This is a genomic window from Pseudomonas sp. NY5710, from assembly GCF_013305665.1.
Lineage (GTDB): Bacteria > Pseudomonadota > Gammaproteobacteria > Pseudomonadales > Pseudomonadaceae > Aquipseudomonas > Aquipseudomonas juntendi.
Genome location: NZ_CP045554.1, coordinates 5528705 through 5544969, shown reverse-complemented (window position 1 = coordinate 5544969; position 16265 = coordinate 5528705). Strand labels below are relative to the sequence as shown.

17 protein-coding genes and 1 pseudogene are annotated in these 16265 nt (G+C 60.4%); 8 read left to right on the top strand and 10 right to left on the bottom strand.

The annotated features are described in order from the left end of the window. Nucleotides 1-52: 52 nt before the first annotated feature. Together GEV39_RS25590 and GEV39_RS25585 are read left to right on the top strand one after the other, a co-directional pair. On the top strand, nt 53-1297 hold the full coding sequence (locus tag GEV39_RS25590) for a cyclic di-GMP phosphodiesterase (RefSeq protein WP_049277576.1): 1245 nt from the start codon (nt 53-55) through the stop codon (nt 1295-1297). A 150-nt stretch (nt 1298-1447) separates the two neighbouring features. Beyond that, nucleotides 1448-1723: pseudogene (locus GEV39_RS25585) on the top strand (putative ATP-dependent zinc protease); the annotation flags it as partial. Here the strand turns inward: GEV39_RS25585 and GEV39_RS25580 are convergent. After that, nucleotides 1638-2255 (bottom strand): recombinase family protein, encoded by a 618-nt coding sequence (locus GEV39_RS25580; protein ID WP_049277571.1) that lies wholly within the window; start codon nt 2253-2255, stop codon nt 1638-1640. The pseudogene GEV39_RS25585 and the gene GEV39_RS25580 sit on opposite strands and share 86 nt — an antisense overlap. 193 nt (nt 2256-2448) lie before the next feature. Here GEV39_RS25580 and GEV39_RS25575 point away from each other — a divergent pair, with 193 nt between their 5' ends. Genes GEV39_RS25575 through GEV39_RS25560 form a run of 4 tightly spaced genes read left to right on the top strand, consistent with a single transcriptional unit; the run spans nt 2449 to nt 6931 of the window. Then, the gene (locus GEV39_RS25575) at nt 2449-4131 is read left to right on the top strand and encodes a TnsB C-terminal domain-containing protein (RefSeq protein ID WP_011494284.1); all 1683 of its coding nucleotides are present in this window, start codon (nt 2449-2451) and stop codon (nt 4129-4131) included. 2 nt (nt 4132-4133) lie between these two features. After that, the gene (locus GEV39_RS25570) at nt 4134-5042 is read left to right on the top strand and encodes a TniB family NTP-binding protein (RefSeq protein ID WP_013741668.1); all 909 of its coding nucleotides are present in this window, start codon (nt 4134-4136) and stop codon (nt 5040-5042) included. Nucleotides 5043-5062: 20 nt separating this feature from the next. Next, complete coding sequence (locus GEV39_RS25565; RefSeq protein ID WP_176601418.1) at nt 5063-6256, top strand: TniQ family protein; 1194 nt, start codon at nt 5063-5065, stop codon at nt 6254-6256. A 60-nt stretch (nt 6257-6316) separates the two neighbouring features. Continuing rightward, the gene (locus GEV39_RS25560; RefSeq protein WP_000904941.1) at nt 6317-6931 is read left to right on the top strand and encodes a recombinase family protein; all 615 of its coding nucleotides are present in this window, start codon (nt 6317-6319) and stop codon (nt 6929-6931) included. Between the two features lie 52 nt (nt 6932-6983). Here the strand turns inward: GEV39_RS25560 and merE are convergent, their stop codons facing one another. From merE to merT, 6 genes are read right to left on the bottom strand one after another with little or no spacing between them, the layout of a single operon-like run. Next, nucleotides 6984-7220 carry a broad-spectrum mercury transporter MerE gene (gene merE, locus GEV39_RS25555; RefSeq protein ID WP_001087809.1) on the bottom strand — a complete coding sequence of 79 codons (237 nt, stop codon included), beginning with the start codon at nt 7218-7220 and terminating at the stop codon, nt 6984-6986. After that, nucleotides 7217-7582 (bottom strand): mercury resistance co-regulator MerD, encoded by a 366-nt coding sequence (gene merD, locus GEV39_RS25550; protein ID WP_003465059.1) that lies wholly within the window; start codon nt 7580-7582, stop codon nt 7217-7219. Before merD ends, merE begins: the two co-directional genes overlap by 4 nt. 16 nt (nt 7583-7598) lie before the next feature. Continuing rightward, nucleotides 7599-9245, bottom strand: a complete 1647-nt coding sequence (gene merA, locus GEV39_RS25545) for a mercury(II) reductase (RefSeq protein ID WP_000136268.1) — start codon at nt 9243-9245, stop codon at nt 7599-7601. Beyond that, a complete protein-coding gene (gene merF / locus GEV39_RS25540; protein ID WP_000654684.1) occupies nt 9242-9487 on the bottom strand; it encodes a mercury resistance system transport protein MerF in 246 nt (81 codons plus the stop codon). Before merF ends, merA begins: the two co-directional genes overlap by 4 nt. Before the next feature lie 2 nt (nt 9488-9489). Then, nucleotides 9490-9765, bottom strand: a complete 276-nt coding sequence (gene merP / locus GEV39_RS25535) for a mercury resistance system periplasmic binding protein MerP (protein WP_000735441.1) — start codon at nt 9763-9765, stop codon at nt 9490-9492. Nucleotides 9766-9780: 15 nt separating this feature from the next. Next, nucleotides 9781-10131: a mercuric ion transporter MerT gene (gene merT / locus GEV39_RS25530; RefSeq protein ID WP_001294667.1), complete on the bottom strand. Its 351-nt coding sequence runs from the start codon at nt 10129-10131 to the stop codon at nt 9781-9783. Between the two features lie 71 nt (nt 10132-10202). Here merT and merR point away from each other — a divergent pair, with 71 nt between their 5' ends. Continuing rightward, complete coding sequence (merR, locus tag GEV39_RS25525) at nt 10203-10637, top strand: mercury resistance transcriptional regulator MerR (protein ID WP_000429838.1); 435 nt, start codon at nt 10203-10205, stop codon at nt 10635-10637. Between the two features lie 274 nt (nt 10638-10911). Continuing rightward, nucleotides 10912-11430, top strand: a complete 519-nt coding sequence (locus GEV39_RS25520; RefSeq protein ID WP_003464991.1) for a YkgB family protein — start codon at nt 10912-10914, stop codon at nt 11428-11430. Nucleotides 11431-11459: 29 nt separating this feature from the next. Here GEV39_RS25520 and GEV39_RS25515 read toward each other — a convergent pair whose 3' ends face one another. From GEV39_RS25515 to GEV39_RS25505, 3 genes are all read right to left on the bottom strand, one after another. Then, nucleotides 11460-12305, bottom strand: a complete 846-nt coding sequence (locus tag GEV39_RS25515; RefSeq protein ID WP_003464995.1) for an AraC family transcriptional regulator — start codon at nt 12303-12305, stop codon at nt 11460-11462. 236 nt (nt 12306-12541) lie between these two features. Beyond that, nucleotides 12542-15571: a Tn3 family transposase gene (locus GEV39_RS25510; protein WP_173891624.1), complete on the bottom strand. Its 3030-nt coding sequence runs from the start codon at nt 15569-15571 to the stop codon at nt 12542-12544. Next, entirely contained in the window at nt 15555-16157 is a 603-nt protein-coding gene (locus GEV39_RS25505; protein ID WP_010465829.1) for a recombinase family protein, read from the bottom strand. Before GEV39_RS25505 ends, GEV39_RS25510 begins: the two co-directional genes overlap by 17 nt. Between the last annotated feature and the right edge of the window lie 108 nt (nt 16158-16265).

Here is a 16265-nt window from a genome sequence, read left to right as displayed (position 1 = left end):
CGGCACTGCGCATAACAGACGTGTGGTCAAATCCTATGGGGAGATCTTCATCGTGCTGAAACGTATCGCGGTTACCGAGGTCCGCCTCGGCATGTACATCCATGAGCTTTGTGGTTCATGGATGGACCACCCTTTCTGGAGAGCGCGTTGGTTGCTCCATAGCGAGCACGATCGACAGCGCATCCTCAAATCCAATGTGACGACGCTATGGATCGACACCAGCAAGGGGCAGGACACTGCCCAAGGCCAGGCAAGCAATACGCTCGAAGAAGTTGAGGTTGAAACCGAAGCCCGATTGCTAGCCGTGGACAACACGGCGCTGCCGCCTCTAGCCGGGATGACTGAAGAGCTGTCACGTGCCCTCAAGCTCTGCGCCCGCTCCAAAGTCGCCATTGTCGAGATGTTCAACGAGGCGCGCATGGGCCAAGCTATCAACTTGGAGCACGTCGCGGCGCTGGTGGAGGAAGTTTCCGACTCGGTACTGCGTCACCCCAATGCCTTAATCAGCCTGGCACGTCTGAAGACTTCCGCCGAATACACCTACATGCACTCTGTGGCGGTGTGTGCATTGATGATTGCCCTGGCCCGCCAGCTTGGCCTGTCGGCCGACCAAGTCCGGGAGGCAGGCTTGGCCGGCCTCCTGCACGACATCGGCAAGGTGTCCATACCGGATGCGATCCTCAATAAGCCTGACAAACTGACCGACGCCGAGTTCAGCATCATGCGCAGCCATCCCAGAGCGGGCGGCAGGATGTTGCTGAAAAGCCGCCAGGTCAGCGCGCTCACGCTCGACGTTTGCCTGCACCATCATGAGAAGGTCGATGGCTCCGGCTACCCCTATCGCCTGGTCGGTGAGCAAATCAGTCTGTTCGCGCGCATGGGCGCGGTGTGTGACGTGTATGACGCGATCACGTCGGAGCGCCCCTACAAGAGGGGCTGGGATCCCGCCATAGCGATTCGCAAGATGGCTGAATGGAAGGGACACTTCGACGACCAGGTGTTCCAGGCCTTCGTCAAGTCGGTGGGCATCTACCCGGTTGGCGCCTTGGTGCGCTTAGAAAGTGGGCGTCTCGGCGTCATCATGGAGCAGCACAAGAGTTCACTGCTGACACCCATGGTCAAGGTGTTCTTCTCGACCCGCACGAAAATGCCCATTGCCCAGGAACTGGTTGATCTTAGCAAACTGGCCGGTCGTGACAAGATCGTCGGCCGCGAGTCGGCTAGCGACTGGGGTTTCAAGAACATCGAGGAGCTATGGTCGGGCCTCCCCGCCAGCAAGAGGTCGCATTTCGATTAAACATCGACGGCAATCGCGTCGTGAGGACCAACGCGACAACCGCCTGCTTTGCCTGCCATACCTCACAAAAAGATCACGGCTATGTGTTCAGCCGCTTGCGTGACTGAGGGTGAACCATAATGGACAGAAGGTAAAACAACTTGTCCGTTCGAGCATAAGGTTGAGCGTAATTTAAAAGTCCGGGGTGCCGGTGGCGCCGAGCACCAACCGGTGGTGCAGATGACTATTTGCATTGGAGACCAGATCTATAACGAGCAGTTCTCCTTGAAGAATCAAGGCAAGATGAACTACCCCGTTCTGATCGGGCGTCATACTCTTGAGAATCAGGATTCTGAGCAACTCATTGGGCTCTCTCCAGTAGTTTCGCTCCGTCACGCCGCAGCTCGCCCTTGGGCGAGACATGTCGATAGAGCGTCTGACGGGTAATATCCAGCTCTTCACACAAATCCGACACCTTGGTTTCCGGCTGTCCCATGGCCGCCATCGCTAGGCGTAGTTTGGCAGCGGTCATCTTGAACGGGCGCCCCCCTTTCCTGCCGCGAGCACGCGCCGAGACGAGCCCGGCGACCGTCCGCTCAGAAATCAACTCCCGCTCGAACTCTGCCAGTGCCGCGAAAATCCCGAACACCAGCTTTCCCGCCGCAGTAGTAGTGTCGATGGCCGCACCGTGGCCGGTAAGCACCTTCAGTCCTACGCTACGCGCGGTAAGGTCGTGGACAGTGTTAATTAAGTGGCGAAGGTTACGCCCTAGTCGATCGAGCTTCCAAACCACCAAGGTATCGCCTTCACGCAGGGCCTTCAGACACGCGGCCAATCCGGGCCGATCATCTTTCCGTCCCGAAGCCATGTCCTCATACAGATGTGCAGCTGCCACTCCGGCAGCAATCAAAGCATCTTGTTGCAGAGTAATTGTCTGGGAGCCGTCTGCCTTCGATACTCGCATGTAGCCGATCAGCATACCGCCCCCATTGTCACAAATACGTTCGATTATGTGACAGTTTGCATCGGGATGTCATTTTCAGAAGACGACTGCACCAATCAACGAGACATGAAGCCTGCTGTGCATACGGCTCCTGACAGCCCGATATCAGGACTCCTCTGCACGAAACTCGTCTATGCTCAATACTCGTGTGCACCAAAGCGAGGCGAGCATGGCGACCGATACCGTACCGATTGCCGAGCGCGGCGTAGCCACCCTGTCAGAACAGGCATGGGAGCGTGCTCGCTGCCGCGCGGAGATCATTGGGCCGTTGGCGCAGTCGGAGACGGTCGGGCATGAAGCGGCCGACGCAGCAGCCCAGGCGCTGGGTCTGTCCCGGCGGCAGGTCTACGTCCTGATCCGCCGTGCCCGGCAAGGTTCGGGGCTGGTCACTGATTTGGCTCTTGGACAGTCGAGCGGTGGCAAAGGTAAAGGCCGCTTGCCGGAGTCGGTCGAACGAATCATCCGCGAGCTACTGCAAAAGCGCTTCCTGACCAAGCAGAAGCGCAGCTTGGCGGCGTTCCACCGTGAAGTTGCGCGGGTGTGCAAGCTGCAAAAGCTGCGGATGCCGGCGCGCAACACGGTCGCGTTGCGGATCGCCAGCCTTGATCCACTCAAGACCACTCGACTTCGGGAAGGCCAGGATGCGTCCCGCATCCTGCAAGGTGTTGGCGGTGTTCCTCCGCCAGTCTCCGCACCGCTGGAGCAGGTACAGATCGACCACACAGTCATCGACCTGATCGTGGTGGACGAGCGCGACCGGCAACCGATTGGCCGTCCGTACCTGACCCTCGCCATCGACGTGTTCACCCGCTGCGTGGTTGGCATGGTGGTCACGTTAGAAGCGCCATCTGCCGTCTCGGTCGGCCTGTGCCTCGCACACGCCGGTTGCGACAAGCGCCCTTGGTTGGAAAGGTTGGACGTGGAAATGGACTGGCCGATGAGCGGCAAGCCCGCGCTGCTCTACCTGGACAACGCGGCCGAATTCAAGAGCGAGGCGCTACGCCGTGGCTGCGAGCAGCATGGCATCCGGTTGGACTATCGGCCTCTCGGGCAGCCGCACTATGGCGGCATCGTGGAACGGATCATCGGCACGGCGATGCAAATGATCCACGACGAATTGCCGGGGACGACCTTCTCCAACCCTGACCAGCGCGGGGAATACGCCTCCGAGAAGATGGCCGCCCTGACACTGCGCGAGCTGGAACGCTGGCTCGCATTGGCGGTTGGCACCTATCACGGCTCCGTGCACAACGGCCTGCTCCAACCGCCGGCCGCACGCTGGGCCGAAGCTGTCGCGCGTACCGGCGTTCCAACCGTCATCACTCGCACCACGGCTTTTCTGGTCGATTTCCTGCCCGTCCTCCGCCGCACCCTGACCCGCACTGGCTTCGTCATCGACCACATCCACTACTACGCCGATGCGCTCAAGCCGTGGATAGCTCGGCGCGACCGCCTGCCTGCGTTCCTGATCCGGCGCGACCCACGCGACATCAGCCGCATTTGGGTGCTGGAGCCGGAGGGGCAGCACTATCTGGAAATTCCATACCGTACCTTGTCGCACCCGGCTGTCACCCTCTGGGAACAACGGCAGGCGCTGGCGAAATTGCGGCAGCAAGGGCGCGAACAGGTGGATGAGTCGGCGCTGTTCCGCATGATCGGGCAGATGCGCGAAATCGTGACCACTGCGCAGAAAGCCACGCGCAAGGCGCGGCGCGACGCGGATCGACGCCAGCATCTCAAGTCAACGGAACAACCTGTCAAAACCACGCCACCAGCGGACACGGACATGGCAGACCCGCAGGCGGACAACCAGCCACCTGCCAAACCGTTCGACCAGATTGAGGAGTGGTAGCCGTGGACGAATATCCCATCATCGACCTGTCCCACCTGCTGCCGGCGGCCCAGGGCTTGGCCCGTCTCCCGGCGGACGAGCGCATCCATCGCCTTCGCGCCGACCGCTGGATCGGCTATCCGCGAGCAGTCGAGGCGTTGAACCGGCTGGAAGCCCTGTATACGTGGCCAAACAAACAACGCATGCCCAACCTGCTGTTGGTCGGTCCAACCAACAACGGCAAGTCGATGATCGTCGAGAAGTTCCGCCGCGCCCACCCGGCCAGCTCCGACGCCGACCAGGAGCACATCCCGGTATTGGTCGTGCAGATGCCGTCCGAGCCATCGGTGATCCGCTTCTACGTCGCGCTGCTCGCGGCGATGGGAGCACCATTGCGACCGCGCCCACGGCTGCCGGAAATAGAGCAACTGGCGCTGACACTGCTGCGCAAGCTCGGTGTGCGTTTGCTGGTGATCGACGAGCTGCACAACGTCCTGGCCGGCAACAGCGTCAACCGCCGGGAATTCCTCAACCTGCTGCGCTTCCTCGGCAACGAATTGCGCATCCCGCTGGTCGGTGTGGGCACACGCGACGCCTACCTGGCCATCCGCTCGGATGACCAGTTGGAAAATCGCTTCGAGCCGATGATGCTGCCGGTGTGGGAGGCCAACGACGATTGCTGTTCACTGCTGGCCAGCTTCGCGGCTTCGCTCCCGCTGCGGCGACCTTCGTCGATTGCCACGCTGGACATGGCTCGCTACCTGCTCACGCGCAGCGAGGGCACTATTGGCGAGCTGGCGCACCTTTTGATGGCGGCGGCCGTGGCCGCCGTGGAGAGTGGTGAGGAAGCGATCAACCACCGCACGCTCAGCATGGCCGATTACACCGGTCCCAGCGAGCGGCGGCGGCAATTCGAGCGGGAACTGATGTGAAGCCAGCGCCACGCTGGCCACTGCATCCGGCACCCAGGGAAGCCGAAGCCCTGTCTTCGTGGCTCAACCGCGTGGCCCTTTGCTATCACATGGAAGTGTCCGAGCTGCTGGAGCACGATCTTGGTCACGGCCAGGTTGATGACCTGGACACCGCGCCACCACTGGCGCTGCTGGCGATGCTCTCCCAGCGGAGCGGTATCGAGCTGGATCGGCTGCGCTGCATGAGTTTCGCCGGCTGGGTGCCTTGGCTACTGGACAGCCTTGATGATCAGATTCCAGCCGCATTGGAAACCTATGCGTTCCAGCTCTCGGTACTGCTGCCGAGACTCCGCCGTAAGACGCGATCCATCACGAGCTGGCGTGCCTGGCTGCCCACCCAACCGATACACCGCGCCTGTCCGCTCTGCCTGAACGATCCGGAGAACCAAGCCGTACTGCTCGCGTGGAAGCTGCCCCTGATGCTGAGCTGCCCACTGCATGGCTGCTGGCTGGAATCCTATTGGGGCGTGCCAGGGCGGTTTCTCGGCTGGGAGAACGCCGACGCCGAACCGCGCACTGCCAGCGACGCGATTGCGGCGATGGACCAGCGTACCTGGCAGGCACTGACGACCGGCCACGTGGAGTTGCCGCGCCGACGCATCCACGCCGGATTGTGGTTTAGGCTGCTACGCACGCTGCTCGATGAGCTGAACACCCCGCTTTCGACGTGCGGCACCTACGCGGGGTATCTCCGCCAAATCTGGGAATGCTGCGGGCATCCGCTGCGTGCTGGGCAAAGTCTGTGGCGACCGTATGAAACCCTGAACCCGGCAGTACGGTTGCAGATGCTGGAGGCGGCGGCAACGGCAATCAGCTTGATTGAGGTGAGGGATATAAGCCCGCCAGGCGAGCACGCAAAGCTATTCTGGTCCGAGCCCCAAACCGGGTTCACCAGTGGCCTGCCGGCGAAAGCGCCGAAGCCCGAACCCGTCGATCACTGGCAGCGTGCAATCCAGGCCATTGATGAGGCCATCATTGAAGCACGACACAACCCCGAGACGGCACGCTCGCTGTTCGCGTTGGCTTCCTATGGTCGGCGCGACCCCGCTTCCTTGGAACAGTTGCGCGCCACCTTCGCGAAGGAAGGCATCCCCCCGGAATTTCTGTCACATTATGAGCCTAGCCTACCCTTTGCATGCCTTAGACAGAATGACGGGTTAAGTGACAAATTTTGACGTGCAGAGCTTCCCGATGCAAACTGTCACATAATCGAACGTATATGTGACAGGTACGACATGCTGATAGGCTACATGCGGGTATCGAAGGCGGACGGCTCCCAGGCTACCGATTTGCAGCGCGACGCGCTGATTGCCGCCGGGGTCGATCCAGTACATCTTTACGAGGACCAGGCATCCGGCATGCGCGAGGATCGGCCCGGCTTGACGAGCTGCCTGAAGGCGTTGCGAACTGGCGACACACTGGTCGTGTGGAAACTGGATCGGCTCGGACGCGACCTGCGACATCTCATCAACACCGTGCACGACCTGACTGGGCGCGGCATCGGCTTGAAGGTATTAACCGGGCACGGCGCGGCCATCGACACCACGACCGCCGCCGGCAAGCTGGTCTTTGGCATCTTCGCCGCCCTGGCCGAGTTCGAGCGCGAGTTGATCGCGGAGCGCACGATTGCCGGCCTAGCCTCGGCCCGCGCGCGCGGGCGGAAAGGCGGCCGGCCGTTCAAGATGACCGCCGCCAAGCTGCGGCTGGCGATGGCGGCAATGGGTCAGCCAGAGACCAAGGTCGGCGACCTGTGCCAGGAACTTGGCGTCACGCGGCAGACCCTGTATCGGCATGTTTCACCCAAGGGTGAGCTACGTCCAGATGGCGAGAAGCTACTCAGCCGAATTTGATGCCGGCATGAGGCAACGTAGCGACAGCGTGGTTTGTCTCAATGGGAAGCGCTCATGATCGATCTTTGAAGGCCCGCAGCAGTCGTGTCACAGACAGGACGAACAAACCGGTCAGCGTGAGGGCTGCGATACCCCAGTACTCTCCGATGAACGCGCCGGCCGTCGTGCCGGCCAGCACAATGGCGAGAATCGGCAAATGGCAGGGACAGGTGAGCACGGCCAGCGCGCCCCACAGGTAGCCGGTGATCGGTTTGTGCGTCTCGGACGGCAAGCGCTCGGGGCTGTTCATGGCAGACTCTCCGCGTGCTGTGCCGGCTCGGTCGGCATGGTGGCCAACTGCACCTCCAGATCGGCCAACGCTTCGCGCCGACGCTCGACGAACTGACGCAGAACGGCAAGCTGCGCGGCCGCTTCATCGCCGTCCGCAGCATCCAGCGCCCGGCACAGCCGCGCCAGCGCGTCCAGGCCGATGCCCGCCTCGAAGGCCGCCCGCACGAAGCACAGCCGTTGCAAGGCGGCATCATCGAACAGGCCATAGCCGCCCGGGGTGCACGCCACCGGACGCAGCAATCCGCGCAGCAGGTAGTCGCGCACGATATGCACGCTCACCCCGGCATCAAGGGCCAGCCGGGACACGGTGTAGGCGCTCATTGAAAACCTCCTTTTTTTATCCAGCGCAGCAGGAAAGCTGCTTCACGTCCTTGTTGAAGGTCTGCGCCGCAAGCTTCAACCCCTCGACCATTGTCAGGTAGGGGAACAACTGGTCGGCCAGTTCCTGCACCGTCATGCGGTTGCGGATGGCGAGCACCGCCGTCTGGATCAGTTCGCCCGCTTCCGGGGCCACCGCCTGCACGCCGATGAGCCGTCCGCTACCTTCCTCGATGACCAGCTTGATGAAGCCGCGTGTGTCGAAGTTGGCAAGCGCTCGCGGAACGTTGTCGAGTGTCAGCGTGCGACTGTCGGTCTCGATGCCATCGTGGTGCGCTTCCGCCTCGCTGTAGCCCACGGTGGCGACTTGCGGGTCGGTGAACACCACTGCCGGCATCGCGGTCAGATTGAGGGCTGCGTCGCCGCCGGTCATGTTGATCGCGGCACGGGTGCCGGCGGCCGCTGCCACGTAGACGAACTGCGGCTGGTCGGTGCAGTCGCCGGCCGCGTAGATGTTCGGGTTGCTCGTGCGCATGCCTTGGTCGATAACGATGGCCCCTTGCGCATTGACAGTGACCCCCGCCGCGTCCAGCGCGAGGCTGCGCGTATTCGGTGCCCGACCGGTGGCAACCAGCAACTTGTCAGCGCGCAATTCACCGTGTCCGGTGGTCAGCACGAATTCGCCGTTCACATGGGCGACCTGGCTGGCTTGCGTGTGCTCCAGCACCTCGATGCCCTCGGCGCGGAAAGCGGCTGTCACGGCCTCGCCGATGGCCGGGTCTTCCCGGAAGAACAAGGTGCTGCGTGCCAGGATCGTGACCTGGCTGCCGAGCCGGGCAAAGGCTTGCGCCAGTTCCAACGCCACCACCGACGAACCGATCACGGCCAGGCGTGCGGGAATGGTGTCGCTGACAAGCGCTTCGGTGGAAGTCCAGTAGGGTGACTCTTTCAGGCCCGGAATCGGCGGCACGGCCGGACTGGCACCGGTGGCGACCAGGCAGCGGTCGAACGTTACCTCGCGCTCGCCACCCTCGTTCAAACGGACGACCAGGCTCTGGTCGTCCTTGAAACGCGCTTCACCGTGCAAAACGGTGATGGCTGGATTGCCGTCCAGGATGCCTTCGTATTTGGCGTGCCGCAGTTCATCGACACGGGCCTGCTGCTGGGCCAGCAGTTTGCTGCGGTCAATCGCAGGCACAGTTGCCGCAATACCGCCGTCGAACGGACTTTCCCGGCGCAGATGGGCAATATGGGCAGCGCGGATCATGATCTTGGACGGCACACAGCCGATATTGACGCAGGTGCCGCCGATGGTGCCGCGTTCGATCAGCGTGACCGTCGCGCCTTGCTCGACGGCCTTCAGCGCCGCCGCCATCGCGGCCCCGCCGCTGCCAATGATGGCGATATGCAAACCGGCGCCCTCAAGTGCATCACGGATTTTTGGTTCATCTTTGAAATCACCAACCCGGATCGAGCCTTGATAACCCAATGCGGCGATGGCGGCCAGCAGTTGGTTGTGGCTCACGGCGGTGTCTGCCATGACTTGCGCGCGGCTTTCTGGATAGGACACCACAGCGGCATTCACGCCGGGAATCTTTTCCAAAGCATCTTTGACATGGGTGGCGCAGGATGTGCAGGTCATGCCATTCACGGTGATTTCGGTCATTTTTTTACTCCATTGAATTTCGGGGTGCAGCAGGCATCGGCTTGGCGTTTTCGTTGGATGGCGTAGATGGTCAAGCCGATGAAAATCGCCAGCGCAGGCAGCAGCACATAGTCCAGATAGCCGGTCAGCGCGGACAAGCCGACCACACCGAGCAAAATGACCAGAACAGGGGTGAAGCAACACAGCGCCACGAGGGTTGTGCCAATGATGCTGACCCGCAGCAGTGTCTTCGGGTCTTTCATGATCAGTTCTTGACTGATGATGGGTAGCCCGCATCCTCGGTAGCCTTGGTCAGTTTCTGCACGCTGGTCTTGGCATCATCGAAGGTGACCACCGCTTCGCGCGTCTCGAAGGTCACGTCAACTTTACTGACGCCATCGACCTTGGAAATCGCCTTCTTGACAGTGATCGGACAGGCCGAGCAGGTCATGCCCGGTACGGACAGCGTAACGGTCTGGGTGGCGGCCCACACGGGGGCAACAACGGCAGCGAGGGCAAGGGCGGAAAGCAGCTTTTTCATGGTGAACTCCTGTGATCAATAGAAAAATGGCACGACGTAGGGAAATCCGAGCGCGACCAAAACCAGCACGGCCACGCCCCAGAAAATGAGCTTGTAAGTAGCTCGCACTTGGGGAATCGCGCAAACCTCACCCGGTTTGCAGGCGGCTGACGGCCGGTAGATGCGCCGCCAGGCGAAGAACAACGCCACCAGCGCCACGCCGATAAAGATGGGGCGATAGGGTTCCAACACCGTCAAGTTGCCGATCCAAGCGCCGCTGAACCCCAAGGCGATCAGAACCAGCGGCCCGAGGCAGCAAGCCGAGGCGAGGATGGCGGCCAGCCCGCCAGTGAAGAGCGCGCCGCGCCCGTTTTGAGGTTCAGACATACGTTTGTCCTTTCGAATCTGAATTGGATAGCTTAAGCTTACTTCCGTAGTTATGTACGGAGTCAAGCGATATGGAAAACAATTTGGAGAACCTGACCATTGGCGTTTTCGCCAGGACGGCCGGGGTCAATGTGGAGACCATCCGGTTCTATCAGCGCAAGGGCTTGCTCCCGGAACCGGACAAGCCTTACGGCAGCATTCGCCGCTATGGCGAGACGGATGTAACGCGGGTGCGCTTCGTGAAATCAGCCCAGCGGTTGGGCTTCAGCCTGGATGAGATCGCCGAGCTGCTGCGGCTGGAGGATGGCACCCATTGCGAGGAAGCCAGCAGCCTGGCCGAGCACAAGCTCAAGGACGTGCGCGAGAGGATGGCTGACCTGGCGCGCATGGAGGCCGTGCTGTCTGATTTGGTGTGCGCCTGCCATGCGCGGAAGGGGAACGTTTCCTGCCCGCTGATTGCGTCACTGCAAGGGAAGAAAGAACCGCGCAGTGCGGACGCGGTGTAGCCCGAGGGAACTACGCCTTAGCGTGCTTTATTTTCCGTTTTCTGAGGCGACTCCTTCATCGACCTATGTAAAACGACTCCTTTATCGAAATAGTGCACTCATCGCTCTCCACGGCGATCCCTTCATCGCGAATTGCACCGCCCAAGACGATCTGCACTGAAATCAATACTTTCTGATGCCTCTTGATTAGAGATGCCAGCCATAATAATCTCATCGCCAACGCATACGGCGTTCGGCAGCCAACACACTCTCACTCACTACTGGAAGCTCAGACATGAAAACCATAGGCATTGAAAACTCGAAGTCCAGCGTACAGGCCCACTTAACGCTTGGAACCAAAACTATGGGGCTAGGTATCTATGGCGCGTACTTGGCTCTCGCTATTATTTACTTCTGGTTCGGCGGCATGAAATTTACCCACTACGAGGCCGAGGGCCTGGTTCCACTGGTGAGCAACAGCCCGCTTTTGGGATGGGTGTATAGCATTTTTTCGGTCGACATGTTCTCCAGCCTGCTCGGCATACTAGAGATTTCGATCGGCACTCTGATCGCAGGCCGCATGCTGTCGCCCAAACTATCCGTGGTAGGAGGCGCTCTGTCTGCAGGCCTGTTCTTCACAACCCTTAGCTTTATGTTTTCCACTCCGGGCGTCATTGAGCCTAGTTTAGGGTTTCCGGCGATTTCCGTTGCGCCAGGTCAGTTTCTGCTTAAAGACTTAGGGTTGCTTGCTGTTTCGATATTTGTGGCAGGCCATTCGCTGGTTGAACTGGAAAAACGTAAAATTAATGCATAATTTTTTCAATGGCTTAAGGCAGTAATGCCTTAGGCCTTTTTGCCATCATTTTCCCCCGCCAGATCTTTCAACCAGTCACGAGGGCTCAACCCCGTCTTGCGTCTAAATGCGCGAGACAGCGCCGAAGGACTTTCGTAGCCGACTTGAGCTGCAATCAGCGTAATCGAGCGCCCTTCTCGCATCAGCTTCTGAGCCAGGCTAACTCGCCAACTCAACAAATAATCAGCAGGCGTCTGTCCGATGACACTCTTGAAATGCACGGCATACGCAGCGCGTGACATATTTGACTCACTGGCCAGCTCTGCTATTGACCAGGCATGTTCCGGGGAGTTGTGCATCTGTAAAAGCGATCGGGCAAGCCGCATGTCGGCCAGTCCAGCCATCATTCCGGTGCGCAACTGGTGATGATCGAGCAGGTAACGGAGCAACAGAATGATTAGGAGCTCAAATAAGCGCTCAAGCGCGGCTTCCCTTCCACAATGCACATTTGCCGCCTCGGCAAACATCCACTCCAACGTGTCTGCCAGCATGGGCAGATCATCGAGTGCGAGCACCAAACAGTCCGGTAATGAAGCCGACAAAGGATTATCAATTCCGCCCTCAAACTCCATGGAAGCACACAACAACTTTGCGCCATCGGACTCACCCGCAAACAATTGATGCTTGGCGGGGCGTGGCATAAAAATCAAGCTAGGGCGAGTGAGCTGCAAATCCTTGCGATCGGGACCAAGCAACGTCACGCTGCCGGCCTGAAGCAGATGGATATAACCTCGCCGCTCGGCGCCATCGTAAGATGCAGAGCCGCATAGGTCGCCGTCATAGAACAGATTGGCCCGCACGCCGAACCGCGAGAGCAAATTAGACAAACGATCCATTGGCCGATCCTTGACGAGTCAGAACGCACAGACCATACCATCTGCGTTGTCGTTCAGTGCCTGTAGCGAACATGCCGGCGTAAATCAGCCAACGGATAAAGTGATCACTGAGCAGCTCAGCCTCCCTTTCCAGTTCGGCTGTTAAAAAAACAACACCGTTGTTTGAAAGCACCAGCAAATCAAGTGCTCACTCTTCTATTTTACGGGGTTGTACGCCGGAATCCCAGAAATTTCCGTCAGCCCAGCTCCAGTCCCGCCACGAGCGCATCCAGGTCGATGAACTTGCCGTCAGTCTGGAAGGTGTAATGCCCGTTCAGCAGGATGTGCCGCCAGGCCGCTGGCGACATCTGCGTGATCAACGCCAGCGCCTTGGCATTGCCAGCTGCCTCGTACTTCGTCAGCAGCAGGGACAGGATCGCCGAGTTGTAGAAGATGATCGCGTTGCCGATCAGCCTGGCGCACTGGTTGCTGATCTCGATTTCGATGTCGGTGCGGCCGGTCAATTCCTTCTTCCCACCGACTTGGGCGATGGTCGAGCGTAGCTGGTGATAGGACTCAATGCGGTTCTGCGAGCGGTGAACATTACGCTCCAGTTGCGGGTCGCGCAGGTAGCGCAGTGTGTAGATACTGCGGATGAGCTTGTCGAACTCGAAGATTGCGCGCCGCGTCGGGTTCGGCGCCGTATAGGTGCACAGCTTGCGGATCAGCGTGCTCTGCGTCATTTCCTTCAGGCCCAGTGTGGCGACGATTCGGTCGATGTTCGCCTTCTCACCGACGATGAGTTGCCGGTCGATCTGGCCAGCCGGCCGGATCAGGCATTTCTCGTACAATGCCAGATCATCGGCGCAATACAGCTCCTGCAACTGGTCGTCGAGGTCGGTGAAGCGCGGCTCGAAACGAAGTCCGAACCAGTGCAGGATGGCGAAGTTGGCCTTGTTGATGCTGTGCATGTCGCCGGTGATCGCGCTCGGCACGATGTCCGACGTGTTGCGGTACCAGATGTCGAACACGTGGTGAGCCTCGTACTCGTGTGCGCCTATCAGGTAGCCGTTCAACGGCACGTGATTGCACAGCAGCGTGTAGGCGACGACGCCCTTGCCGCGGCCGAAATATTTGCGCGAGTAGCGCGCCTTCACAGTTGGTCGCTCGACGCCGAATTTCTGCCCATCAACGGCACCGTACAACGAATCGAGGTCGAACGAGTAATGCGGGAAGATCGGCAGTGCGGCGATGGCGTTGCTGATGCAATCGTTGGCCACATGTAGCGTCGCCTGGCGCAGGTACTGCTGGTAGGTACTCTCCAGGACGTGGTACGGGATGTCGCTGGTACGTGCCATAACCTGGTTGCCGTGGTTCATGGCTTGGGCAATGATCACCGCCATCAGACTGTCGGCGTCGGCTACCTTCTTCGCATAGCGTGGCTGCAATGGTGTCAGCGCCGACAGGAACTGGCACTGGCCGTTGACGAAGCGAAACACGTCGGCGACATCGCAGTATGGCAGTTGCTCGTAGAGAGCTTGCTCGCGCGCCTTCTGGTTCTCCCCCTTGGGCTTGCGCCAGGTCAGTCTCTGCGTGTCCTTGTCGTATTCCAGGTGCGTCAGCTTGCCCTGTTTCAGCTCGCGATTGAACGCCACCCATTGCGCACGCAACTCGGTCGCCAGTGCATCGAGCTGGGCACTGACCGGCTGCCGCAGGAAGGGGATGTCCATCTGCGCGAGCACGGCGGCTTTCTCGTCCATCGAAACCAACTCGTCGGACAAATGCCGGTGCTGCAAGCTATCGTCAATGTAGAGCTCGCCCGCCTGGAAGCGTTTCCTGACCTGACGGTAAAGCCAGAATTCGTAACGATCGGCATGCAGGCCTGTCGGCGTGCCTTCGGCATCGAACATCAGCAGGTACGGACGCAAGCGTTTCGGCAGCGTTGCCGCCGGACATTCGTCGAGTGGCCGTTGTGATAGGCGCTGCTGCTTGGCGAACACGCTCTTGGCCCAAGTCAGCGCCGCGAGCCATGGGTTATCGGGGGCCGTGCCGGCGAAGTCGAGCGCGACGTACAGCGGCCGTAGATGGCGTCGAATGCGTTCGGCCAGGCCGTCCACCGCCTGCCAGTGCAGCGCCAGTTTGTTCAGTGGCTTGACGCTCATGCGCTGCGCCGTGTTTTGCAGCAATTCCCTGGACATGATTTTGTAGGCGCGTTGGCGCACCTCGCCGAACGGCGTCGGATCGGCCACGCTGTCGTCCACGTACAGCGACAGCAGGCGGCCAACCTGCGGCGTTTCCTGATGGCGTCGCAGCTGTTCGGCGACAAAGGACTGTTTCGCACCCGTGCGGCTCTCGTCCTCAAGTTTTTTCATGTGGAAGGCCATCGCGTCGACCAGGTTGTCGGTGAGCTGCCGGTAACGTACCCAGGCATAGCACAGCAGGTAGAGCCGGGTCTGCTCCGCCTTCAGGTGGCGCAGGTCATGGACGGTATAGAAGTTCGCCAGGCTCGCGTAGTACAGCAGGTTCTGCTGCGAGATGCCGAGCTTGGGCAGCAGCGCCTTGGCGATCCCGTGCAAGGACTTCAGCGTGGCGCGCTTCTCGCGCTCCCCTGCCATCTGACGCCAGCCGAAATCTTTAGCGTCCTGCTTGAGCGCTGCCAGTTGAGACAGGGTGTCGTCACGCACCAGGAGCTGGCCCAGCGCAGCTTTGGCCGATTCGTCCAACACTTCTGCCAGCAAGCCGCCCAAGCGCCTGCGTTCGGTGGACAGGGCTTCACTGACCAGCTCTTGTAAGGTGGTGTGGCCGGGCCGGATGATTTTGTGCTCGCTGAGCCAAACGATCAGTTCGGCGGCCACGAATCCTGGCATTACGTCGCGCCGCACGATCTGTTCAGCCTGCTGTGCCAGTTGCGGCAGGAAGCTAGCCGCCCACGACCGGTAGCCGAACAGTTCGGCGATCTGACCCCTCTGGCTGTAGTGCTCATGCTTGGTGATCGCCTTGCGTTCGAACGCTTCGCCGTGGAAATAGCGACTCAGCACGAAGGCGCAATCGTCCTCGACCTCATGCCAATCGAAGCGGAAGAAAGCATGCTTGGCCTTGAAGTAGCCGATCTGCAAGACGCAATAGACTTGGGCCTGCAGGCTAGGCCGGCTGCTGGCGAACGCCAGTTCAGATTCGGCCAACGCCAGGTATTCCAGCCGCTGAGCATCGTCGAAGTCCGGTAGGCCGTACAAGGCTTCCTGCTCTGCGTCAGAAAAGACGGTGAGTAGCTTATTCTTGTTGCTCATCGACCGTCCTTCCCGCACCACGCCAACCTGCTCGCGTCAATGTTTCGATCAACGTAGTGCGCTTGACATTGAAGTTGCGGCACACCGCCGCCTTAGACATGCCGCCATCGAGCGCGGCGACGATGGCGTCCAGCTTCTCACCAGTGATCGCCTGCGGCCGGCCGCCGATCCGGCCGCGTTTGCGTGCGGCGGCCAAGCCCGCGACGACGCGCTCCTGAATCAAGGCGCGCTCGTACTGCGCGAGCGCACCGAACACCTGGAACAGGAATTCGCCCGAGGGCGTCGTAGTGTCCAGGTTCTCTGTCAGCGAGCGGAACGCCACCCGCTTGTCCTTGAGCGAAGTCACAATGGCGAGCAGGTGCGACAGCGAGCGACCGAGCCGGTCGAGTTTCCACACCACCAGCACATCGCCGGCTCGAACGAACTCAAGCGCCCGCGCCAAGCCGGCACGGTCATCCTTCGCGCCAGAGGCACGATCCTCAAACAGGTGACGCGGATCGACGCCGGCGGCGAGCAGCGCGTCGCGCTGCAAGTCCGTGCTCTGGCGGTCGGAGTCCGACGACACGCGCATGTAGCCAACCAACATAGGCGGATAACCATCAAAAACAGGTTTCGGGGTTTGGGGAGCAACGGAACAGAAAGTGCACTTAAGCCCTGCCATTTCCTCTCAGCGCCATAATCCAGGACCTTCATC

Bases quoted from the DNA above. Each gene is read 5' to 3' on its own strand.
- GEV39_RS25580 (WP_049277571.1), bottom strand. From the start codon at position 2,255: ATGCTGATCGGCTACATGCGAGTATCGAAGGCAGACGGCTCCCAGACA.
- GEV39_RS25520 (WP_003464991.1), top strand. From the start codon at position 10,912: ATGAAAACCATAGGCATTGAAAACTCGAAGTCCAGCGTACAGGCCCAC.
- GEV39_RS25560 (WP_000904941.1), top strand. From the start codon at position 6,317: ATGCTGATAGGCTACATGCGGGTATCGAAGGCGGACGGCTCCCAGGCT.
- merE (WP_001087809.1), bottom strand. From the start codon at position 7,220: ATGAACAGCCCCGAGCGCTTGCCGTCCGAGACGCACAAACCGATCACC.
- merD (WP_003465059.1), bottom strand. From the start codon at position 7,582: ATGAGCGCCTACACCGTGTCCCGGCTGGCCCTTGATGCCGGGGTGAGC.
- merF (WP_000654684.1), bottom strand. From the start codon at position 9,487: ATGAAAGACCCGAAGACACTGCTGCGGGTCAGCATCATTGGCACAACC.
- merT (WP_001294667.1), bottom strand. From the start codon at position 10,131: ATGTCTGAACCTCAAAACGGGCGCGGCGCGCTCTTCACTGGCGGGCTG.
- merP (WP_000735441.1), bottom strand. From the start codon at position 9,765: ATGAAAAAGCTGCTTTCCGCCCTTGCCCTCGCTGCCGTTGTTGCCCCC.
- merR (WP_000429838.1), top strand. From the start codon at position 10,203: ATGGAAAACAATTTGGAGAACCTGACCATTGGCGTTTTCGCCAGGACG.
- GEV39_RS25515 (WP_003464995.1), bottom strand. From the start codon at position 12,305: ATGGATCGTTTGTCTAATTTGCTCTCGCGGTTCGGCGTGCGGGCCAAT.
- merA (WP_000136268.1), bottom strand. From the start codon at position 9,245: ATGACCGAAATCACCGTGAATGGCATGACCTGCACATCCTGCGCCACC.
- GEV39_RS25510 (WP_173891624.1), bottom strand. From the start codon at position 15,571: ATGAGCAACAAGAATAAGCTACTCACCGTCTTTTCTGACGCAGAGCAG.
- GEV39_RS25505 (WP_010465829.1), bottom strand. From the start codon at position 16,157: ATGTTGGTTGGCTACATGCGCGTGTCGTCGGACTCCGACCGCCAGAGC.
- GEV39_RS25575 (WP_011494284.1), top strand. From the start codon at position 2,449: ATGGCGACCGATACCGTACCGATTGCCGAGCGCGGCGTAGCCACCCTG.